This is a genomic window from Pseudomonas sp. NPDC087029, from assembly GCF_044745345.1.
GTDB classification, from domain to species: domain Bacteria; phylum Pseudomonadota; class Gammaproteobacteria; order Pseudomonadales; family Pseudomonadaceae; genus Aquipseudomonas; species Aquipseudomonas faucium.
In genome coordinates this window covers 20,158-41,008 of record NZ_JBIVAB010000008.1, presented here as the reverse complement: position 1 = coordinate 41,008, position 20,851 = coordinate 20,158, and the positions used below count along the sequence as shown (strand labels likewise).

22 protein-coding genes and 1 pseudogene are annotated in these 20,851 nt (G+C 64.6%); 10 read left to right on the top strand and 13 right to left on the bottom strand.

Features of this window, described 5'->3' with window-relative positions; genetic code table 11:
• The first annotated feature begins 31 nt into the window (after nucleotides 1–31).
• Together rfbA and ACIPG5_RS14865 are read left to right on the top strand one after the other, a co-directional pair.
• Entirely contained in the window at nucleotides 32–922 is an 891-nt protein-coding gene (rfbA, locus tag ACIPG5_RS14870) for a glucose-1-phosphate thymidylyltransferase RfbA (protein WP_176514158.1), read from the top strand.
• Between the two features lie 188 nt (nucleotides 923–1,110).
• Complete coding sequence (locus ACIPG5_RS14865; RefSeq protein ID WP_176514156.1) at nucleotides 1,111–1,443, top strand: ComEA family DNA-binding protein; 333 nt, start codon at nucleotides 1,111–1,113, stop codon at nucleotides 1,441–1,443.
• 51 nt (nucleotides 1,444–1,494) lie between these two features.
• On the opposite strand, the gene ACIPG5_RS14860 is transcribed toward ACIPG5_RS14865, so the two are convergent.
• Entirely contained in the window at nucleotides 1,495–1,662 is a 168-nt protein-coding gene (locus ACIPG5_RS14860) for a DUF2897 family protein (RefSeq protein WP_016500979.1), read from the bottom strand.
• A gap of 183 nt (nucleotides 1,663–1,845) precedes the next feature.
• On the opposite strand from ACIPG5_RS14860, the gene pyrF reads away from it, so the two are divergent.
• The gene (pyrF, locus tag ACIPG5_RS14855; RefSeq protein ID WP_176514154.1) at nucleotides 1,846–2,547 is read left to right on the top strand and encodes an orotidine-5'-phosphate decarboxylase; all 702 of its coding nucleotides are present in this window, start codon (nucleotides 1,846–1,848) and stop codon (nucleotides 2,545–2,547) included.
• A 77-nt stretch (nucleotides 2,548–2,624) separates the two neighbouring features.
• On the opposite strand, the gene kdsA is transcribed toward pyrF, so the two are convergent.
• The 3 genes from kdsA to ACIPG5_RS14840 all read right to left on the bottom strand — a co-directional run bounded on the left by kdsA (nucleotide 2,625) and on the right by ACIPG5_RS14840 (nucleotide 5,908).
• Nucleotides 2,625–3,467, bottom strand: coding sequence for a 3-deoxy-8-phosphooctulonate synthase (kdsA, locus tag ACIPG5_RS14850; RefSeq protein WP_176514234.1), 843 nt, complete (start codon nucleotides 3,465–3,467; stop codon nucleotides 2,625–2,627).
• Between the two features lie 216 nt (nucleotides 3,468–3,683).
• Nucleotides 3,684–4,817 (bottom strand): acyltransferase, encoded by a 1,134-nt coding sequence (locus tag ACIPG5_RS14845; RefSeq protein ID WP_176514151.1) that lies wholly within the window; start codon nucleotides 4,815–4,817, stop codon nucleotides 3,684–3,686.
• A gap of 89 nt (nucleotides 4,818–4,906) precedes the next feature.
• Nucleotides 4,907–5,908: an NADP-dependent oxidoreductase gene (locus tag ACIPG5_RS14840; protein ID WP_401375983.1), complete on the bottom strand. Its 1,002-nt coding sequence runs from the start codon at nucleotides 5,906–5,908 to the stop codon at nucleotides 4,907–4,909.
• A 172-nt stretch (nucleotides 5,909–6,080) separates the two neighbouring features.
• Here ACIPG5_RS14840 and ACIPG5_RS14835 point away from each other — a divergent pair, with 172 nt between their 5' ends.
• Nucleotides 6,081–6,842, top strand: a complete 762-nt coding sequence (locus ACIPG5_RS14835) for an SDR family oxidoreductase (protein ID WP_176514147.1) — start codon at nucleotides 6,081–6,083, stop codon at nucleotides 6,840–6,842.
• Here ACIPG5_RS14835 and ACIPG5_RS14830 read toward each other — a convergent pair.
• Nucleotides 6,829–7,992 carry an MFS transporter gene (locus ACIPG5_RS14830; protein WP_401375980.1) on the bottom strand — a complete coding sequence of 388 codons (1,164 nt, stop codon included), beginning with the start codon at nucleotides 7,990–7,992 and terminating at the stop codon, nucleotides 6,829–6,831. The two genes, ACIPG5_RS14835 and ACIPG5_RS14830, sit on opposite strands and share 14 nt — an antisense overlap.
• A gap of 226 nt (nucleotides 7,993–8,218) precedes the next feature.
• Between ACIPG5_RS14830 and ACIPG5_RS14825 the strand changes: the two genes are divergently transcribed.
• From ACIPG5_RS14825 to ACIPG5_RS14815, 3 genes and pseudogenes are all read left to right on the top strand, one after another.
• Nucleotides 8,219–9,616, top strand: a complete 1,398-nt coding sequence (locus tag ACIPG5_RS14825; protein ID WP_401375978.1) for a PLP-dependent aminotransferase family protein — start codon at nucleotides 8,219–8,221, stop codon at nucleotides 9,614–9,616.
• Nucleotides 9,617–9,732: 116 nt separating this feature from the next.
• A pseudogene (locus ACIPG5_RS14820) lies at nucleotides 9,733–10,764 on the top strand (methyl-accepting chemotaxis protein); the annotation flags it as partial.
• A 36-nt stretch (nucleotides 10,765–10,800) separates the two neighbouring features.
• Complete coding sequence (locus tag ACIPG5_RS14815) at nucleotides 10,801–11,673, top strand: methyl-accepting chemotaxis protein (protein ID WP_401376178.1); 873 nt, start codon at nucleotides 10,801–10,803, stop codon at nucleotides 11,671–11,673.
• Nucleotides 11,674–11,778: 105 nt separating this feature from the next.
• On the opposite strand, the gene ACIPG5_RS14810 is transcribed toward ACIPG5_RS14815, so the two are convergent.
• Complete coding sequence (locus ACIPG5_RS14810) at nucleotides 11,779–12,969, bottom strand: benzoate/H(+) symporter BenE family transporter (RefSeq protein ID WP_176518171.1); 1,191 nt, start codon at nucleotides 12,967–12,969, stop codon at nucleotides 11,779–11,781.
• A 145-nt stretch (nucleotides 12,970–13,114) separates the two neighbouring features.
• Here ACIPG5_RS14810 and ACIPG5_RS14805 point away from each other — a divergent pair, with 145 nt between their 5' ends.
• On the top strand, nucleotides 13,115–13,717 hold the full coding sequence (locus tag ACIPG5_RS14805) for a glutathione S-transferase family protein (RefSeq protein WP_236236141.1): 603 nt from the start codon (nucleotides 13,115–13,117) through the stop codon (nucleotides 13,715–13,717).
• 118 nt (nucleotides 13,718–13,835) lie between these two features.
• Here the strand turns inward: ACIPG5_RS14805 and ACIPG5_RS14800 are convergent, their stop codons facing one another.
• The 5 genes from ACIPG5_RS14800 to ACIPG5_RS14780 form a co-directional block, all read right to left on the bottom strand.
• Nucleotides 13,836–14,201, bottom strand: a complete 366-nt coding sequence (locus ACIPG5_RS14800; RefSeq protein WP_176512012.1) for a glutaredoxin — start codon at nucleotides 14,199–14,201, stop codon at nucleotides 13,836–13,838.
• 59 nt (nucleotides 14,202–14,260) lie between these two features.
• The gene (gene folE, locus ACIPG5_RS14795) at nucleotides 14,261–14,806 is read right to left on the bottom strand and encodes a GTP cyclohydrolase I FolE (protein WP_008093613.1); all 546 of its coding nucleotides are present in this window, start codon (nucleotides 14,804–14,806) and stop codon (nucleotides 14,261–14,263) included.
• Nucleotides 14,807–14,876: 70 nt separating this feature from the next.
• Nucleotides 14,877–15,437: a Smr/MutS family protein gene (locus ACIPG5_RS14790; protein WP_176512013.1), complete on the bottom strand. Its 561-nt coding sequence runs from the start codon at nucleotides 15,435–15,437 to the stop codon at nucleotides 14,877–14,879.
• Between the two features lie 142 nt (nucleotides 15,438–15,579).
• Nucleotides 15,580–15,900, bottom strand: a complete 321-nt coding sequence (locus tag ACIPG5_RS14785) for a hypothetical protein (protein ID WP_176512014.1) — start codon at nucleotides 15,898–15,900, stop codon at nucleotides 15,580–15,582.
• Nucleotides 15,901–15,972: 72 nt separating this feature from the next.
• Nucleotides 15,973–16,563, bottom strand: coding sequence for a cysteine hydrolase family protein (locus ACIPG5_RS14780; protein WP_176512015.1), 591 nt, complete (start codon nucleotides 16,561–16,563; stop codon nucleotides 15,973–15,975).
• A 179-nt stretch (nucleotides 16,564–16,742) separates the two neighbouring features.
• Between ACIPG5_RS14780 and prmB the strand changes: the two genes are divergently transcribed.
• Nucleotides 16,743–17,651, top strand: coding sequence for a 50S ribosomal protein L3 N(5)-glutamine methyltransferase (gene prmB, locus ACIPG5_RS14775; protein ID WP_176512016.1), 909 nt, complete (start codon nucleotides 16,743–16,745; stop codon nucleotides 17,649–17,651).
• Nucleotides 17,652–17,766: 115 nt separating this feature from the next.
• Here the strand turns inward: prmB and ACIPG5_RS14770 are convergent, their stop codons facing one another.
• Together ACIPG5_RS14770 and ACIPG5_RS14765 are read right to left on the bottom strand one after the other, a co-directional pair.
• A complete protein-coding gene (locus ACIPG5_RS14770; protein WP_401375972.1) occupies nucleotides 17,767–18,555 on the bottom strand; it encodes a hypothetical protein in 789 nt (262 codons plus the stop codon).
• 81 nt (nucleotides 18,556–18,636) lie between these two features.
• A complete protein-coding gene (locus tag ACIPG5_RS14765; protein ID WP_286913026.1) occupies nucleotides 18,637–19,599 on the bottom strand; it encodes an alpha/beta hydrolase in 963 nt (320 codons plus the stop codon).
• A gap of 133 nt (nucleotides 19,600–19,732) precedes the next feature.
• On the opposite strand from ACIPG5_RS14765, the gene aroC reads away from it, so the two are divergent.
• Nucleotides 19,733–20,824, top strand: coding sequence for a chorismate synthase (aroC, locus tag ACIPG5_RS14760; protein WP_176512019.1), 1,092 nt, complete (start codon nucleotides 19,733–19,735; stop codon nucleotides 20,822–20,824).
• Nucleotides 20,825–20,851: the final 27 nt, after the last annotated feature.

Below are 20,851 nucleotides of genomic sequence, written 5' to 3'. Positions count from 1 at the left end.
CTGACCGCACGCCTGACAGAGATTACATGATATGAGCACAAGTAACCGTAAAGGCATCATTCTGGCGGGCGGCTCTGGTACCCGCTTGCATCCGGCCACGCTGGCGATTTCAAAACAGCTTTTGCCGGTCTACGACAAACCGATGATCTACTATCCGCTGACCACGCTCATGCTGGCGGGCATTCGTGACATCCTGATCATCTCCACGCCGCAGGACACGCCCCGGTTCGAGCAACTGCTCGGCAATGGCGACAAGTGGGGCATCTATATCAGCTATGCCGTGCAACCTTCGCCGGATGGCCTCGCGCAGGCTTTCATCATTGGTGAGGACTTCATTGGCAACGACCTGTCTGCACTGGTGCTGGGTGACAATATCTACTACGGCCATGACTTCCAGTCATTGCTGCTCGATGCGATGGGCCGTGACCAGGGAGCGAGTGTGTTCGCCTACCATGTTACCGACCCGGAGCGTTATGGCGTGGTCGAGTTTGACAGCCGTGGCAAGGCCATCAGCCTGGAAGAGAAACCCGCAAAACCCAAGTCCAACTACGCGGTCACAGGCCTGTACTTCTACGATCAAGACGTGATCGAGATGGCCAAGAGCCTCAAGCCTTCACCTCGCGGCGAGCTGGAAATCACCGACCTCAACCGCCTTTACCTCGAGCGTGAACAACTGTCTGTCGAGGTGATGGGACGCGGCTATGCGTGGCTGGATACCGGTACCCATGATTCGCTGCTCGAAGCCAGTGGCTATATCGCCACCATCGAGCGCCGGCAGGGCTTGAAAGTTGCCTGTCCGGAAGAGGTTGCGTACCGCCAGGGCTGGATCGGTGCGGAGCAGTTGGAAAAGCTGGCCGCGCCGCTGATGAAGAACGGCTATGGGCAGTATCTGCAACGGGTGCTGCGCGATACGATCTTCTGAACATGTAGGAACTGAGCTCGCCTGCCATGGGATGTTTCGCCAGGTGGGCGTGCAACATGCTGTGACGTCTAATCTGGTAACCATTCCCTAGCGCCAAATGCTGGGAGAATGGCCTGTGAGCCGCTAGCGTGGGTGGGGGCAGCTTAGGATCTTGCTGCCTCAAAACTCAACTCACAGGAGTGACCTTCATGCGTAGTACCTTCCTCAAATACCTGCTGTTGCCGCTGTTCGCCGGCTTGTCCTTCTCACTGAGCGCTGCTCCAGAAACCGCCGTCGCGCCGAAGGAGCCGGTGCCTATGGTAAGTCAGGTGCAAGCACCATCTGACATGTTGAACCTGAACACTACAGATGCGCCGACCTTGCAAAAGGAGCTCAATGGCATTGGCAAGGCGAAGGCCGAAGCCATCGTGGCTTATCGGGACGCCAATGGGCCGTTCGCTTCGGTTGACGAGCTGCTGGAGATCAAAGGAATAGGCAACGCGTTGCTGGAGCGCAATCGGGGCAAACTGGTAGTGGAGTAGGGTAACCGGCCGGGGCTGGCGACTGTCTGCCCCGGCGTCATCGCCTGCAAACTATCGATCCTGCGCATCCTTGGCATCCGCCTCTGCATTGCGTTCATGCACCTTGCGTAGCTGTTCATCAGTGAGCGGCAGTTTCTTCGCGGTATCGCGTAACATCATCAACCCGCCCACGATCGAGCCAAGGGCTATGATGAGTATCAGCCAGGCATACCAAGGCATTGTGTGTTCTCCTTCAGCGTCATTGGGCAGTTCTTGTACAAATATTGAACAATTGCCGGTGCTGTTGGTTCAATTATAGGCATCGTGCACTGGCGGGCCAATTCCGTTGACCCGCGGCCCCCAAAGCCTGTGCCACTTCGTTTACAATGCGCGCCGTTTACGACTTGCCAAGAGAACCCGACCATGTCCGCCTGCCAGACGCCCCTGATCGTCGCCCTGGATTTCCCCACCCGTGACGCCGCCCTGAAGCTGGCTGACCAGCTCGACCCCGCCCTGTGCCGGGTTAAGGTTGGCAAGGAGCTGTTCACCAGCAGCGCTTCGGGCATTGTCGAAACCCTGTGCGCGAAGGGCTTCGAGGTGTTCCTCGACCTCAAGTTCCACGACATCCCCAACACCACGGCCATGGCGGTCAAGGCCGCTGCCGAAATGGGCGTGTGGATGGTCAACGTGCATAGCTCTGGTGGCCTGCGCATGATGGCCGCCTGCCGCGAAGTGCTGGCCAAGCGCAGCGGCCCGCAGCCGCTACTGATCGGCGTGACGGTTCTGACCAGCATGGAGCGTGAGGACTTGGCCGGTATCGGCCTGGATGTGGACCCGCAGGAACAAGTGCTGCGCCTGGCCGCGCTGGCCGAAAAGGCCGGCATGGACGGCCTGGTGTGCTCGGCGCTGGAAGCGCCAGCGCTGAAGGCCGCGCACCCGGCGCTGCAGCTGGTCACGCCTGGCATTCGCCCTGCGGGCAGCGCCCAGGATGACCAACGCCGTATCCTGACCCCGCGCCAGGCGCTGGATGCAGGCTCCGACTACCTGGTGATCGGCCGCCCGATCAGCCAGGCGGCAGACCCGGCCCAAGCGCTGGCAGCCGTTGTCGCTGAGATCCGCAGCTGATCTAACGGGCTTAGCCCAAGGCTGAAAAAAAGGGCCGACATGCAGTGCGCATGTCGGCCCTTTTCATTGCCCTCGAATCAGGCAATAACCAGCGGCTGGAAGCCTTTGATTAGGTCGTCCAGCGCCTTGATCTGCGCCAGGAACGGCTCCAGCTTGTCCAGTGGCAGGGCGCTCGGGCCGTCGCACTTGGCCTGGTCCGGGTTCGGATGAGCCTCCAGGAACAGCCCAGCCAGGCCAACCGCCATGCCGGCACGGGCCAGGTCGACGACCTGTTCGCGGCGGCCACCGGAGGCCGCACCGGACGGGTCGCGGTTTTGCAGGGCGTGGGTTACGTCGAAGATGATCGGCAAGTCGTCACAGGTGCGCTTCATCACGCCAAAGCCCAGCATGTCGACAACCAGGTTGTCGTAGCCCATGCAGGTGCCACGGTCGCACAGGATCAGCTGGTCGTTACCGGCTTCCTTGAACTTGTGCACGATGTTTTGCATCTGCGACGGGCTGAGGAACTGCGGTTTCTTGATGTTGACCGGTTTGCCGGTCTTGGCCAGCGCCACCACCAGGTCAGTCTGGCGAGCGAGGAACGCAGGCAGCTGCAGCACATCGACCACTTCGGCTACTGGCGCGCACTGATAGATCTCGTGCACGTCAGTAATGATCGGGACGCCGAACTCAGCTTTGACCTTCTCAAAGATGCGCAGGCCTTCTTCCAGGCCCGGGCCACGGAAAGAGTGGATCGAGGACCGGTTGGCCTTGTCGAAGCTGGCCTTGAACACGTAAGGGATGCCCAGTTTCTCGGTAACCCGAACGTATTCGGCGCAGGCGGTCAGGGCCAAGTCCTCGGATTCCAGCACGTTGATGCCGCCGAAGAGGACGAACGGGGCGGTGTTGGAGCACTCGATGGTGGGGGTGATCTTGATCATGGTCATCTCTGTAAATCCAGTCACTGGGTTCAGTGGCGATGGCCAATCTTACAAGATCCAGGCAGCACAGGGGCAACCCGCATGCGCCGCAAGGCGAATCCCCCGATGCGACGGTGTTTTCCATCGCACCATCGCGATGCACGAGCCACTGAGACAGTTTCACCACTTCTGCTCGGTAAATAAGCCAGAGCATGGTCAACCCCTCAGGGCTTGATATCAACTGGTGACTGCTACGCCGGCTTTATCAGTGAGTCGCTTTGAAAGCGTTGCCCCGAATTGCCTGAGTGGGTTCTCGATGATGCGCAATGAGCATTCGGCAAGCAGCAGTGTCATCGCAAGTGCTAATGCCAAAGCGCCCAGCCTGGCTGCCGTCGATGTCAGGTCGGTGAGCCCCGAATGCAGGCACAGCTCTCTGGTCAATGCAAACATGGGGTTGTGGATGAGATAGATGGAGTAGGAGCGTGAACCGAGGTAAATCATCAGTTCCTGCACCCTTCCTGCAGGCTCGCTGAGGTTCGAATTGGCTGATGCAATGAACACGACTGCACCGGCGCTGATAGCGACCAAGCCCATGTAGAACGAGGACCAGCTCGCGTTGGCAAGGACAACGGGCAGGGGTAGGCTCAGGACGAAAATGACCGTCACGGTCTTTTTCCCCAAGGCCGTGAACCAGGACGAGAGGCGGTCAGCGTAATAGTGCCAGGCCAGGGCGCTGGCTACACCTAGCAGCAGGGCGTCGCTGCGAATGAACCACAGAAGTGTCCCCCAGGGCCGAATCTGTATCGACTGATACAGGGCAATCATGATCACTGGAATAATCAGGGTTTTTCTATTGGTAACCAGTGCGAGCACCATGGGCAGCAATAAATAGAATTGCTCCTCCAATGACAGGCTCCAATAGTGCCACAGTGGCGTAGCAACTCCCCCGGAGTTGCCGACTGACCAGATATGGAGGTTTTGCAGGTTGAGTGCTCCATAGAGCCAGGACTCGAACATCGCCTGTTCAGGGCCGAAGGTTCTGGAGACATCGAAGCCTAGCGTCAAAAGCAGTGTCAACGTTGACCAGGTCAGCGCGGCTGGCCATAACCTGAACAGCCGGCGTACCCAAAAAGTCCCCGCGATGATCCTGAAGGATTGGCCGGTGGAAAATGCCTTCAGCAATGTTGCTGTTATGAGAAAACCGGAGATTGCAAAGAACAGATCTACTCCACCACCCAGCCAGAAATAACTGGTCCAGCTGTACCAGTCTGGATGCAAGACACCCAAGTGAGCGACAAGCGTGATCGATATTGCATAGGCTCGGAGCACCTCTATATCGAGGTTTTTGGGGCTGCTATGTTGCGCTGTCATGAGTGCTCAGGGTCAGGGTGCTTCGGTTTTGCCACTTTATACCTAAGCATAATCCCAGCGTCACCCTATTTGCCTTGGCCTGGGCAGATTCAAACTTTAAGAACCAGCTTGCCAAAATTCTCCCCGCTGAACAGCTTGAGCAGCGTCTCGGGGAACGTCTCCAGCCCCTCCACCACATCTTCCTTGCTCTTGACCTTGCCCGCGGCCAGCCACCCGGCCATCTCCTGCGCCGCCTTGCCGTACTCCTTGGCATGGTCCGTGACCACAAAGCCTTCCATGCGCGCGCGGTTCACCAGCAGCGCCAGGTAGTTGGCCGGGCCTTTGACCGCTTCCTTGTTGTTGTACTGGCTGATCGCCCCGCAGATGACGATGCGGGCCTTGAAGTTGATGCGGGTGAGCACTGCATCGAGGATTTCGCCACCGACGTTGTCGAAATACACGTCCACGCCCTTGGGGCATTCGCGCTTGAGGCCGGCGAGCACGTCCTCGGCCTTGTAGTCGATGACGCCGTCGAAGCCCAGCTCATCCTTGAGGTACTGGCACTTCTGCGCGCCACCGGCGATGCCGACCACGTGGCAGCCCTTGAGCTTGGCGATCTGGCCGACGATGCTGCCCACCGCGCCGGCTGCACCGGAGATGACCATGGTATCGCCGGCCTTGGGCTGGCCAACTTCGAGCAGGGCGAAGTAGGCGGTCATGCCGGTCATGCCCAGGGCCGAGAGGTAGCGCGGCAGCGGGGCAAGCCGGGGGTCGATCTTGTACAGGCCCTGGGGTTGGCCGGTGAAGTAGTCCTGCACGCCGAGGGCGCCGCTGACGTGGTCACCGGGTTTGTAGTCGGGGTGGTTGGAGGCCACCACTTCTCCCACGCCGAGGGCGCGCATCACCTCACCGAGGGCCACGGGTGGGATGTACGACTTGCCTTCGTTCATCCAGCCGCGCATGGCCGGGTCCAGCGACAGGTACAGGTTGCGCACCTGGATCTGCCCCGCGCCCGGCGCCTGGGCGGGCACCGTCTCGAAGGTGAAGTCGTCGCGACGCACGGCGCCGACCGGGCGTTTGGCTAGCAGGAAGCGGCGGTTGCTCTGGCTCATGGCGGGGTCCTTGTGGGCAGGGGTAGAAGAAGGCAATTTAACCGGGTGATGCTCGTTGGTCTGCAAAATCACTGGTAAGCATGGTAGCCCAACTGTTGCCCTGATGATGCTGCCCAGCCAGGCGGTGGGCTGACTAGACTCATGGCCGATATTTCACGATCAGGAGCAACCCATGAGCATGACCTTTTCCGGCCAGGTAGCCCTGGTCACCGGCGGCGCGGCAGGTATCGGCCGCGCCACGGCACTGGCCTTTGCCCGCGAGGGGCTGAAGGTGGTGGTGGCCGACCTGGACCCGGTGGGCGGTGAGGCCACGGTGGCGCAGATTCGCGAGGCCGGCGGCCAGGCGTTGTTCGTGGCCTGTGATGTGACCAAGGACGCCGAAGTGCGCCACTTGCATGAGCAGGCCATTCAGGCCTACGGCCGCCTGGACTACGCCTACAACAACGCCGGCATCGAGATCGAGCAGAGCCGCCTGGCCGAGGGCAGCGAAGCCGAGTTCGACGCCATCATGGGGGTCAACGTCAAGGGCGTGTGGCTGTGCATGAAGTACCAGCTGCCGCTGCTGCTGGCCCAAGGCGGTGGCGCGATCGTCAACACCGCCTCGGTGGCCGGGCTGGGTGCGGCGCCGAAGATGAGCATCTACAGCGCCTCCAAGCATGCCGTGATCGGCCTGACCAAGTCGGCGGCCATCGAGTATGCCAAGAAGGGCATCCGGGTGAATGCCGTGTGCCCGGCGGTGATCGATACCGACATGTTCCGCCGCGCCTACGAGGCCGACCCGCGCAAGGCCGAGTTCGCCGCCGCCATGCACCCGGTCGGGCGCATCGGCAAGGTCGAGGAAATTGCCAGCGCGGTGCTGTACCTGTGCAGCGATGGGGCGGCGTTCACCACCGGCCATAGCCTGACCGTGGACGGCGGCGCTACTGCAATCTGAGTGGCTCGGCGCGGGCGCTGTCGCGGGCAGCCAACCGCAAGGCGACAGCAACAGCGGCGCACCCCAGCACCAGCACCGCGCCAAACACCAGCAGGGCCACCCGCGACCCCAGCCGGTCACTCAGCACCCCGGTGAAGATCACCGGCAAGCTGAACCCCAGGTAGGCCAGCAGGAAGAAGCCGGCACTGGCCCGGGTCTTCTCGCGGCCGGCCAGCTGGTTCACCGCTGCCAGCCCGCCCAGGTAGATGAACCCGTAGCACGCGCTGCTCGCTGCCACCGCGCCCAACAGCACGGCGCTCAATTGCCCACGGTCTGCGCCCCAGGCCAGCAGCGCGTAGCTGCACGGCAGGATGGCCAGGCCCAGCAGGGTGGCCTTGGCATTGGCCAGGCGCCGCGCCAGCGGCTGGAACAGCAGGCCGCAGCTGATCACGCAGAAGGTCGAAAAGCCCGACCAGTCACTCAGGCCGTGCTGGCGCAGGATGCCCGGGAGCAGGGCGATGACCAGGCCCACGCACGCCCAGGCCAGCAGAATGGCCAGGCCATACACGAGGCTGCCGGCCGGGTAGAGGGGCAGGCGCAGCATGGCGCTGCGTTGCTTGGGGCTGGGATCGGGCAGGCGCCAGACCAGCACCAGGGCAATGGCCGCGAGCATGATTTGCAGGTGGAAGCTGCCGGGCGTGAGGCTCGGGCCGCGCAGCAGAAACAGGCTGGTCAGCGCCGCGCCAAGGCCAAAGCCCAGCGAGGTGCTGGCGGTGACCCAGTTGGCAGCGCGGGCGCTGCTATCGGCACCCATCAGCTCGCCCATGTAGGCGGTGGCGGTGGCCGAGGCCAGGCCAGTACCGAGCCCCAGGCACAGGCGCGCCAGGCCCAGGGTCTGCAGGCTGGGGGCGAGCAGCATGAGCAGGGTGGCGAGCATCGACAGCAGCAGGGCCGCCAGCACCAGTGGCCGGCGCCCGACCCGGTCGGCCAGGCCACCCAGGGCCAGCAGCACGGGCAGCACGCCCAGCACATAGCCGGAGAAGGCCACGGCGGTGGCGGCGGCGCCTTGGCCAGAGAGGTCGGCGTAGGTGATGTAGAGCGGGGCCTGCAGGTTCACTGCCAGGGTGATCAGGCAGAGGGCGAAGGCCAGCAGGGCGGGGTTGGAGGGCATGGGGCTGATCCTGGTTTTGGGTTGTCTTTGCCGGCCCTTTCGCGGGGCAAGCCCGCTCCCACAGGTACACCACAGGATTGAAGAGCTGTGCAATACCTGTGGGAGCGGGCTTGCCCCGCGAAAGGGCCGGTACTGACACCTTGCTATCCGGCCAATCCCTCAGCAAGGCACACACATCCCCCATTTATGCTTAACTGTTCGCTCAAAATAGCCGAACACTCAAGCCATGCACTTGCCCCTCGACCGCCAAAGCCAAACCCCCCTAGTGCAGCAACTCACTGACCATCTGCAAACCTGGATCGAGCAGCAGCGCTTGCGCCCCGGCACCCGCCTGCCGTCGATTCGCACCTTGGCCCGCACCCAGGCTGTGAGCGCCTCCTGCGTGATCGAGGCCTACGACCGCCTGGTCGCCAGCGGCTGGCTGGAGGCGCGCCACGGCACGGGTTTTTTCGTCGCCGAGCGCAAGCTGGGGCAGGCCCTGGAGGACCTGCCGGTCTGGGGTGAAGCCGGGGACGGCAGCTGGCGCCAGTTCCGTGAGGGCCACGAGCAACTGCTCAAGCTCGGCTGCGGCTGGCTGCCCACCGCCTGGCGCGCGGACGCCGAGCTGGCCCAGGCGATCCGCCAGGTAAGCCGCGGCAACGCCCAGGAGCTGTTCGACTATTGCCCGCCGCTGGGCCTGGCCAACCTGCGCCTGCAACTGCACAAGCGCCTGGCGCGCGTGGACATCAACGCAGGGCCAGAACGCATCCTCACCACCCAAGGCGCAAGCCATGCCCTGGACCTGCTGGTGCGCACCCTGCTGCGCCCCGGCGACACGGTGCTGGTGGAAAACCCCGGCTACTACAACCTCTACAACCTGTTGCGCCAGCACCAGGTGCACATGCTGCCGGTGCCGCGCACGGCGGTCGGCCCGGACCTGGCAGTGCTCGAACGGCTGCTGGCCGAACACCGCCCGCGCTGCCTGTTCATCAACAGCCTGTACCAGAACCCGACCGGCACCAGCCTTACGCCCAAGGTGGCCTACCGGCTGCTGGAGCTGGCGCGCGAGCACGACCTGCGCATCGTCGAGGACGATATCTATGCCGACTTCCAGGAAGGCCCGGCCACTCGCCTGGCCACCTTGGACAGTGAACAGCGGGTGATCTACATGGGCAGTTTTTCCAAAACCCTGAGCAGTTCGCTGCGGGTCGGCTACCTGGTGGCCGACCCGCCGTTGCTGGCGCGCCTGGCCGAGCTGAAGATGGTCACCGGCATCGGCACTTCGCGCTTCGCCGAGCAGGTGGTGGGGCAGATGCTGGCCACGGGCAGCTACCGCAAGAGCGTGCAGCGCCTGCGCCTGCGCCTGGGGCAGCACATGGCCAAGCTGCTGGGGCAACTGGAGCAATACGGCTGGGAGGTGTTCTGCGAGCCATTGGGCGGCATGTTCGTCTGGGCGCGGGTGCCTGGGCGCGATTTCGCCAGCCTGGAGCGGCTGGCGGGCGAACAGTCAGTGCTGCTCACCCCCGGCAGCGCCTTCGATTACCACGGCCAGCCCAGCGACTGGCTGCGGATCAATGTCGCCTATGGGCAGGACTCGCGCGCCCAAGCCTTCCTTCAGCACGCAGGGCGACCTCCAGCACGCTGAAAACGACACGCACATAGCCATTTGACACTATTGTGACCTCAAGCGCTTGTGCGTGGGCTGGCAAGGTTGCCACGCTTGGCCCTCGGGAAAACCTGACAAAGTGAAGGGGATCGGCGATGGCGGCGAGCAGGCACGGTGTTCTGGCCAACCTGGGTATGGCCCGCAAGATGGGCCTGGGCTTTGCCCTGGTGTTGCTGCTGACCCTGGCGGTGGCGGGTATCGGCATCGCGGCCTTGCACAGTGTCGGCCAGCGCTTCGACAGCCTGCGCGAGCTGGGCCAGTTCAACACCGACCTGCTGCGCCTGCGCCAGCACGAGCAGGCCTTTGCCCTGCGCTCCGACAGCGAGCAGGCCGAGGCCTTGCGCAGCGGCTTGCGCAACCTGAGTGAACGCGCCCGCGGTTTGCCGGCGCTGGCGGCGGCCGAAGCGGACCTTGCGGCCTATGGCCAGGCGTTCGACGCCTTCGTCGAGGTGGTGCAGGCCAAGGAGCTGGCGCTGGACATGGCCAGCTGGTCGGTGTCCAGCGTGGCCAACAACCTCGATGTGATGCAGGCGGGGTTGGCCGATGATGGCGCCTACACCCTCAAGCAGTCCCAGGGCCAGCAAGGCAGTGAATTCCTCGAGCAATCGGCCCAGGTGTCGCAGGTGTCACGGCTGATGCTGCAGGCCATGGACCAGGCCCGGGTGCGCCTGGAGCAGAGCCGCAAGGGCGATGCGGACGCCAGCCAAGGGCGTATCGCCCAGACGCTCGAGGCGGCGGCGTTGGTCGAGCAGCTCAAGGCGGCGGTGGCCGATGCCGGTTACCAGGGCGTGCTGGGCGAAGTGGCCGGCCACATTGCCAGCTTCTCCGACAAGCTCAACGAGTACACCGACCTGCTGGGCAAGGAGCAGGGCCTGAAGGTGCAGTTGCAGGCCAGCGCCGAGCAGGTGACCGGGCGGGTCGAGCAGGCCTATGTGGGCGAAGAACAGGCGATGCAGGGTGAGCTGGCGCGCAATGCCGTGGCCATTGCGGCAGCCACCGGCCTGGCGCTGCTGGTGGGCGTGCTGGCCGCCTGGTTGATCACCCGCGCGGTGGTCGGCCCGCTCAAGCGGGTGATCGCCCGCGCCCAGCGCATTGCCGCCGGTGAGTTGGGCCTGGAGCCTGAAGCGCCGCGCAACGATGAAGTCGGCCAGCTGCTGCAAGCCATGCAGCATATGGCCGCTGGGTTGTCGGGCATTGTCAGTGGCTTGCAGCAGGGCATCGAGCAATTGGCCGGCAGCGCCCAGGCGCTTTCGGCCGTCACCGAACAGACCAACCGCGAAGTGGGCAGCCAGAAGGAAGAAACCGAGCAGGTGGCCACCGCCATGCAGCAGATGACCGCCACCGTGCACGATGTGGCGCGCAATGCCGAGGAGGCGGCGCTGGCCGCCCAGGCTGCCGATGCCAAGGTCGATTCCGGGCAGCAGGTGGTGCGCCAGAGCATGCAGCGCATCGAGCAGCTGGCAGCGGCGGCGGAAACCGCCAGTGCCGGCATCGACAGCCTGAGCGCCGAGATCCATACCATTGGCGATGTGCTGGCGGTGATCAAGAGCGTGGCCGAGCAGACCAACCTGCTGGCGCTCAATGCAGCGATCGAGGCGGCGCGGGCGGGCGAGCAGGGGCGCGGCTTCGCGGTGGTGGCCGATGAGGTGCGCGCCTTGGCCCGGCGTACCCGGCAATCGACCGAGGAGATCGAGCGCCTGGTCGCCAGCCTGCGCGGCAACGCCCAGCAGTCGGTGGCGCAGATCCGCGGCAGTACCGAGCTGGTGCGCCTGGCCGTGGCCGATGCGCTGCATACGGAAAGTGCGTTGGGCAGCATCGCCGGGGCGGTGTCGTTGATCCAGCAGATGAACCAGCAAATTGCGGCGGCGGCCGAGCAGCAGAGTTCGGTGGCCGAGGAGATCAGCCGCAGCGTCACGCAGATTCGCGAGAGTGCCGATCAGGCGGCGCTGGCGATGCAGGGCAATGCCCAGTCCAGTGTCGAGTTGGCGCAGCTGGGCAGTGACTTGAAGGGGATGGTGGGGCATTTCCGTTTGTGAATGCCTGGCCCTATCGCCGGCAAGCCGGCTCCCACAGGTAACGCGCAATGCTCAATGTGGGAGCCGGCTTGCCGGCGATAGGGCCGGTACAGGCGGTACAAACATTCAACCCTTGCGCGGGCTCAGGATCAGCAAGGTCAGCACCCCGGCAACGATCCCCCAGAACGCCGAGCCGATCGAGAACAAGGTGAACCCCGACGCTGTCACCATGAAGGTAATCAGCGCCGCCTCACGCTCGCGTGCCTCGCCCATAGCCACGGTCAGCCCGTTCATGATCGAGCCGAACAACGCCAGCGCCGCGATCGACAGCACCAGCTCCTTGGGCAGCGCCGCGAACAACGCCGCCAGCGTGGCGCCGAACACCCCGGCAATGCCGTAGAAGATCCCGCACCACACCGCCGCGGTGTAGCGCTTGCTCGGGTCTTCATGGGCATGTGGCCCGGTGCAGATGGCCGCACTGATCGCCGCCAGGTTGACCCCGTGCGAGCCGAATGGTGCCAGCAGCAGCGAGGCAAAGCCGGTGGCCGAAATCAGTGGCGAGGCCGGCACCTGGTAGCCATCGGCGCGCAGCACGGCCACGCCGGGCATGTTCTGCGAGGTCATGGCCACCACGAACAGCGGGATGCCGATGCTGATGGTGGCGGCCAGCGAGAAGCTCGGCGTGGTCCACACCGGGGTGGCCACCTCCAGCTTGAAACCGCTGAAGTCCAGCAGGCCCAGGGCACCGGACAACGCAGTGCCGACCAGCAATGCGGCCAGCACGCAGTAACGGGGCGACAGGCGCTTGACCAGCAGGTAGCTGAAGAACATGCCCAGCACCAGCAGCGTGCGGTGTTGCGCGGCGACGAAGATCTCGCTGCCGATCTTGAACAGGATGCCGGCCAGCAAGGCTGACGCCAGCGAGGCGGGGATGCGTTTGACCAGGCGCTCGAAGCTGCCGGTCAGGCCGCAGATGAGCACCAGCACCGCACAGGTGATGTAGGCGCCGATCGCTTCGGGGTAGCTGACCCCGCCCAGGCTGGTGATCAGCAGCGCCGCGCCCGGTGTCGACCAGGCGATGGTGATGGGCGTGCGGTAGCGCAGCGACAGGCCGATGCTGCACACCGCCATGCCGATCGACAGGGCCCAGATCCAGGAGGAGATTTGCGCGCTGGTCAGGCCCGCCGCCTGGCCGGCCTGGAACATCAGCACCAGCGAGCTGGTGTAGCCTGTGAGCATGGCGATGAAGCCGGCGACCACCGCCGACGGGGAGCTGTCTGCCAGGGGCCGCAGGCGTGCGGAGGTGGCATCGGTCATGGGAGAGGTCCTTGTCCATGTGTAAGCAGTTTTTTCAGACTAACGCGGGCCTGCTTGACCCTTGTCATACAGCGGGCATTGCTTTTAGCCGTACAGTCGCGAACTATTGGGCCCTGACGCGCAACTGCATGGGAGGGGAGGGGCGATGTACAAGGTCTATGGCGACTACCAGTCGGGCAACTGCTACAAGGTCAAGCTGATGCTCAGCCTGCTCGATCGGCCGTATCAGTGGCACCCGGTGGATATACTCAAGGGCGAGACCGAAACGCCCGAATTCCTGGCCATGAACCCCAACGGCAAGGTGCCGGTGCTGCAGCTTGAGGATGGCACGTGCCTGTGGGAGTCCAACGCGATTCTCAACTTCCTGGCCGACGGCAGCGAGTTCCTGCCCAGCGAGCCGCGCTTGCGCACCCAGGTGCTGCAGTGGCAGTTCTTCGAACAATACAGCCATGAGCCGTACATTGCCGTGGCGCGGTTCATCCAGTTCTACCTGGGCCTGCCGGACGAGCGTGTGGAGGAATACCGCAAGCTGCACAAGGGTGGCTACAAGGCGCTGCGGGTGATGGAACGGCAGTTGCAGATGACGCCGTACCTGGTCGGTGACCAGTATTCGATTGCCGACGTGGCGCTGTATGCGTACACCCATGTGGCCCACCAGGGTGGCTTCGAGCTGGCCGATTACCCGGCGGTGCGGGCCTGGCTGGAGCGGGTGGCCGCGCATCCTCGGCATGTGCCGATGGTCGACTGAGGCTTTACTGGCCCTATCGCCGGCAAGCCGGCTCCCACCGGTAGCCCACAATGCTCGAACTTTGTGGGCTGCCTGTGGGAGCCGGCTTGCCGGCGATAGGGCCAGCGCGATTTATCGATCAAGCAAAGCGCTTGTCCAGGTAGGCAATGATGGCCTTGGACTCATACATCCAGGTCACCTGGCCTGCCTCTTCGATGCGCAGGCACGGCACTTTCACCCGGCCGCCGCCTTCGAGCAGCGCCTGGCGGTGCACTTCATCGTTCTTCGCATCGCGCAGCGCCACCGGCACGTTCAGCCGGTGCAGCGTGCGGCGGGTCTTGACGCAGAACGGGCAGGCGTGGAACTGGTACAGCGCAAGGCTTTTGGCCTGCTGCTCGACCTGCGCCTGGGCCGCGGCATCGCGCTTGCGCTTGGCCGGGCGGCTGATCCAGTCGCCGAACACGATGAGCTGGCCGAGGCCGACCCGCAAGGCTTTGACGATCATGTAGCAACTCCTGAAATGAAAAAGCCGACCCCACAGGGCCGGCTCGGGTCACGCGCCGATCACTTGATCAGGCTGAGGAACTCGCTGCGGGTGGCGGCATTTTCGCGGAACTCGCCGAGCATCACCGAGGTGAGCATGGTCGAATTCTGCTTCTCGACACCGCGCATCATCATGCACATGTGCTTGGCTTCGATGACCACGGCTACGCCGGCGGCGCCGGTGACCTGCTGCACCGCCTCGGCGATCTGGCGGCTGAGGTTTTCCTGGATCTGCAGGCGGCGGGCGTACATGTCGACGATCCGCGCAACCTTGGACAGGCCCAGCACCTTGCCCTTGGGCAGGTAGGCCACGTGGGCCTTGCCGATGAAGGGCAGCATGTGGTGTTCGCACATCGAGTACAGCTCGATGTCCCGGACCAGCACCATCTCGCTGTTGTCGGAGGTGAACAGGGCGCCGTTGGTGACTTCTTCCAGCGTCTGCTCATAACCGCGGCAAAGGTACTTCATGGCCTTTGCAGCCCGCTTGGGCGTGTCGAGCAGGCCCTCACGGGAGACGTCCTCGCCGATTTGGCTGAGGATCTCGGTATAGTTCTGTTCCAGGGACATGGATCTACCTGTGGGAAAAAATCGCAAAAACGAAGGTTACGGCGGCAAAGCCTACGCTGCAAGCGTGGCGTTACTCGTCGCGGCCTTCCATCATGGTTCGCTTGAGCATTACATACACCGCCCCGGTGCCGCCGTGGCGGGCCTGGCAGGAGGTGAAGCCGAGCACTTGCGGGTGCTGGCGCAGCCAGGTGTTGACGTGGCTCTTGATCATTGGCCGCTTGCCGTCCAGGCGCGCCGCCTTGCCGTGGGTCACGCGCACGCAGCGCACCTCCAGCTTGGTGGCTTCGGCGATGAAGTCCCACAGGGTTTCGCGGGCTTTTTCCACGCTCATGCCGTGCAGGTCGAGGCTGCCTTCGAAGGCGATCTGGCCCAGCTTGAGCTTGCGGATCTGGGTTTCCTGCACGCCGTCGCGGCGCCACATCAGCTCGTCTTCGGCGCCGACGTCGATGACGAACTGGTCGGACAGCCCGTCGATCACCAGCGGCTGGTCACTGCGCACGGTCGCGGCCTGGCGCAGGCCAGCCAGCTGCTTGCGGTCGGCCTTGGGTTTGCCGATATCGGCGCGGTCGTGCTTGATCGGCTTGACGCCGCGCACCTCGGCGCTGAACAGGGAAAAATCGTCGTCTTGCATGCTGCCTCCACGTGGGCGGCGTAGTTTACGCCATCAGCCTGGTGGCGTCAGTACCGGCCCTATCGCCGGCAAGCCGGCTCCCACAGGTGTGTGGCCAAGCCTGTGGGAGCCGGCTTGCCGGCGATGGGGCCAGAGAAACTGTTCAGTCGTGCTTTTTCATCAAGTGCGGCGACAGGTTCAACTCCCGCCCCCGACGCAAGCGAATACGGCTGCGCCGCCAGAACCGCACGCCGAGATACAGCAACAGCAACCCGGCCACGGTGATCACCGCGGCCAGCGGCCGGTTGGCATTGAGTTCGGCCAGCGCCGAGTAGTTGCCGAGCAGCCCGGCGAAGCCGGCCATGGCCAGCAGCACGCCGAGCGTGGCAAGCAGGGCCGACAAGCCAGCCGCCAGGCGCGCACCCCAGTTACGCGGTTGCCGTGGGCGCAGGCGCTTGGCGTCGAAACTGCCTTTTAGCTTCATTCCGATTTCCTCTGTGGACATCCGGAATTGGACCGGTCGCCTGCGTTCGGGTTCCGCCTGGCTGCCGGGCGGTCAGATCAGGCTGGCGGTAGGCGCGACACAGGCAAAGTTGTCGGCCATCACGGCCATTTCACATTCGTGGATCTGCGCTGCGGGAATCACGCGGTCCTTGAGCGCCAGGTCGCGGGTGGCCGAGGCGTCTTCCACCAGGGTGCAACGATAACCATAGTCCTTGGCTCGGCGTACGGTGGTGCTGACGCTAGAATGGCTCATGAAACCGCAGACGATCAGGTCCAGGTGCCCCAAGGCCTGCAGGGTCTCGTGCAGCTTGGTGTTCTTGAAAGCGTTGGGCATGCGTTTTTCGATGACGATTTCACCCTCGCGCGGCTCGAGGCCCGGGATGAATTCGCCGGCCGGGCCTTGCGGGTCGAAACGCCCGCCTACGGTACCGAGGTGGCGTACATGGATGATCGGGCGGCCAGCCTTGCGGGCGGCGTCGAGCAACCTGGCGATGTTGGCCACGGCCTCGTCCATGCCCGACAGCGCGAGAGGGCCACTGAGGTACTCTTTTTGCGCATCGATGATGATCAGGCTGGCTTGGCTCAGCTTGGCCGGCGGGTAGTCGCGGCCAGTGAGGCGGAACATCGTGGTTGGAACGGACATCAAGGGCTCCTTGGGTAGGGCTTTTGTGTACCTATTCTCCCTTGCCTTGGCGTCAATGGGAATGGTTGACATCGCAAGCGGCGTGGTTACTGGCCTGTGGCTAGCTGCGGGGCGATCCGCGGCAACAAATGTGCGGGTAGGGCTGTTAGACTTTTGTCCGGTCTGAATAGGAGTACCCCGTGATCACATCTCGTCTGCGCACGTTGCGCGACCATATCCGCTGGGCGGTCAGCCGCTTCCATGAGCACGAGCTGTTTTTCGGCCACGGTGCCGACAATGCCTGGGACGAAGCGCGCTTGCTGGTGCTCGGTGCCGTGCACCTGCCGTGGGAGGTGGCCGACGCCTACCTCGATTGCCAGCTCGAGGACGATGAGCGGGTACGCCTGCAGCACCTGCTCAAGCGCCGCATCGAAGAGCGCGTGCCCACTGCCTACCTGCTGGGTGAGGCGTGGTTCTGCGGTATGTCGTTCATCGTCGACGAGCGCGTGCTGGTGCCCCGTTCGCCGATCGGCGAGCTGATCGAGAAGCGCTTCGAGCCGTGGCTGGCCGCCGAGCCTGCGCGCATCCTCGACCTGTGCACCGGCTCCGGCTGCATCGGTATCGTCGCTGCAGAAGTGTTCCCCGAGGCTGAAGTGGTGCTGGCCGACCTGTCCTTCGAAGCGCTCGAAGTGGCCAACCAGAACATCGAGCGCCATGGCCTGGAAGCGCGCGTGTACACCGTGCAGGGCGATGGCTTCGACGGCCTGCCGGGGCAGCGTTTCGACCTGATCCTGTCGAACCCGCCCTACGTGGATGCCGAAGACTTCGGCGACATGCCGGCGGAGTATCACCACGAGCCGGAGATGGGCCTGGCCTGCGGCAACGACGGCCTGGACCTGGTGCGGCGGATGCTCGCCGAGGCCGCCGAGCACCTGAGCGAGAAGGGCTTGCTGATCGTCGAGGTGGGCAACAGCCAGGTGCATGTCGAGGCGCTGTACCCCGAAGTGGACTTTGCCTGGCTGGAATTCGAGCGGGGCGGGCATGGGGTGTTCATGCTGACTGCCGAGCAGTGCCGCCAGCATCAGGAGCTGTTCAAGGCTCGGGTCTGAGCGGTTGGGGCTGCTTTGCAGCCCTTTCGCGACACAAGGCCGCTCCTACAGGGACGGCGTTCATGTGTAGGAGCGGCCTTGTGTCGCGAAAGGGCCGCAGAGCGGCCCCCAAGTCCTAACGCGTAGCAATCCAGATCAACAACCCCGCCTGAAACACCGCGAACGCCACCAGGCAAGTGATGGTAAAGCGCAGCCCACTGTCCTCGCGCCGGTACTTGGCCACCCGCTCATCGCGCTCGCGCAGCTGGGCTTCCTTCTCCAGCAACTGCTGCTCGGCCTGCTGCAGCATCCCGGCGGCTTCCAGCATGTCCACCCGCTGCACCTTCTCGGTATTGAAGCCATTCTTCAACTGGCTGACGGTAGCCTCCAGCGTGCGGCCCTTGAGGTGCTGCGGGTCGGCGTACTCCACCTCGATACCGGTGGCGCCGAGGAAGCGGTCGCGGCGCAGGCGCGTGTCTTCGTTCAGCGCATCCTTGTTCGGCAGCGCCATCCCTTCGACGTGGTAGTTCGGCCACCTGCGCTGCAGCCACTGCACGGCCTGGCCCATCATGAAACGCCCAAGGCCTCGGTTCAGCGGCTCCAGTTGCAGGCCGCTGTCGCTGCCAATGCGCACCAGCCGCTCGGCATGGTCGACGCGCACATCCAGCTGGTTCTGCTCCTTGCGCACCTTCTGCCCGGGCAGGCGGATCTCCATGCGCAGCAGGCTGTGGGCCTTGTCGTGGCGCTCGGCGTGGCCGAACTCGACGAAACGCAGCGGCCGCGCGCCGCTGTTGCGGTCGGTGGGCAGCGGCGCCAGGCGCAGCAGCTGGAAGTGTTCGACGGCAAGGTCGGCCCAGGGCAGCGGGGCGCTTTCCGGGGCTTGCGGCTCTTCGGCCGGCTCTACGGCAGCGGGGGCATCGGTCATCAGGGTGTTCTCGGATACAGGCCAATACCGAGCTTATCGGCCGTATCGCCCAGGACCTGAGGCCATTGTGCGGCGATCTCCTCAGGCCGATGGCAGCTGATGAATGAACGTCACCACGCGCTCACCGAGCTCGCGCGCCAGGGGCAGCTCCGGGTTGAGGTAGCTGTCGCGCTGCAGGCGCATTTCCTTGGGGCTGATGCGCAGCATGTGGTTCATGCCGTCGATCAGCACCAGCTGGGCGTCCGGCTTGGCCGCCTTGAGGCGTTCGGCGTCGAGCACGTCCACCTGCACATCGTTGCGGCCCTGCACGATCAGGGCGGGCATGGGCAGGCGAGCGAAGGCTTGCGCCGGGTCCTGGCGGAACAGGGTGATCAGGTAGGGCTGCACGCTGGGGCGGAACACCTGGCGCAGCGGCGCGGGCACGTCCAGGCTGGTCTGCCCGGCCTGCAGGCGGTCGAGCAGGGCGCTGCTGCGGGCCAGTTGCGCCGGCGGCAGGCGCCGGGCCAGCTGCTCGCGTACCACATCGGCCATCGGCCGGCCGCTGCCGGCCAGGGTGATCACCGCGCTGGCGCCGGCCTGTTCGGCGGCCAGGCTCGCAATCAGCGCACCTTCGCTGTGGCCCAGCAGGATCAGCTGGCCGAAGCGTGGGTCGGCCTTGAGCTTGTGGCTCCAGGCGACCACATCGGCGACGTAGCGCTCGACGCTGAGGTCGCGCTCGTCGGGTGTGGCCGGCTGGCTGGCGGCCACGCCGCGCTTGTCGAAGCGCACGCTGGCGATGTGCTCGTTGGCCAGCAGCAGGGCCAGGCGCTTGAGGTTGTCGATGCGCCCCGAGGCCGGGTTGTTGCCATCGCGGTCGGTGGGGCCGGAGCCGGCGATGATCAGCACCACCGGCGGCGGCGTGGCCTGTTGCGGCAGCAGCAGGCTGCCGTGCAGCACGCCCTGGCCGGTGTCCAGGTCGATCGGCCGTTGCAGCACGGTGGGGGAGGCGGCCTGGGCAAGGCTTGCGCAGAACACGAAGAACAGGGCAACGAGGCGCGACATCATGGGGTACTACATGAGGAGATGGCAGTTTGACCCCGTCTTTGCGGGAAGGTTCGCCCGCCGGGATGCCACGGACGGCCCATCCATCTGTATACTGCCGCTCTCGTTCACCTTCAGGCAGATTCGCGGAGCGTCCATGTCCGGCAATACCTACGGCAAGCTGTTCACTGTCACCACCGCAGGCGAAAGCCATGGCCCGGCGTTGGTCGCCATTGTCGATGGCTGCCCCCCGGGCCTGGAGATTTCTCTCGCCGACCTGCAACACGACCTCGACCGGCGCAAGCCCGGCACCAGCCGGCACACCACCCAGCGCCAGGAAGCCGACGAAGTGGAGATCCTGTCCGGGGTCTTCGAAGGCCGCACCACCGGCTGCTCGATCGGCCTGCTGATTCGCAACACCGACCAGAAGTCCAAGGACTACTCGGCGATCAAGGACCTGTTCCGCCCGGCCCACGCCGACTACACCTACCACCACAAGTACGGCACCCGCGACTACCGCGGCGGTGGCCGCAGTTCGGCGCGTGAAACCGCCATGCGCGTGGCTGCCGGCGCCATCGCCAAGAAGTACCTGGCCACCCAGGGCATCCAGGTGCGCGGCTACATGAGCCAGCTGGGCCCGATCGAAATCCCGTTCAAGGGCTGGGAATCGGTGGAAAACAACGCCTTCTTCTGCCCCGACCCGGACAAGGTGCCGGAGCTGGAGGCCTACATGGACCAGCTGCGCCGTGACCAGGACTCGGTCGGGGCGAAGATCACCGTGGTCGCCGAAGGCGTGATGCCGGGCCTGGGCGAGCCGATCTTCGATCGCCTCGACGCCGAGCTTGCCCATGCGCTGATGAGCATCAACGCGGTCAAGGGCGTGGAAATCGGCGCCGGCTTCGCCAGCGTTGCCCAGCGCGGCACCGAGCACCGTGACGAGATGACCCCGCAGGGCTTTCTCAGCAACAACGCCGGCGGCATTCTCGGCGGGATCAGCTCGGGCCAGCCGATCGTCGCCCACCTGGCGCTGAAGCCGACTTCCAGCATCACCGTGCCGGGGCGCTCCATCGATGTCGACGGCAACCCGGTCGAGGTGATCACCAAAGGCCGCCATGACCCGTGCGTGGGCATCCGCGCCACGCCGATCGCCGAGGCGATGATGGCCATCGTGCTGATGGATCACCTGCTGCGTCACCGCGGGCAGAATGCCGAGGTGAAGGTCGCTACTCCGGTATTGGGCCAGCTCTGATTCGCTTTTGCCGGCCCTATCGCCGGC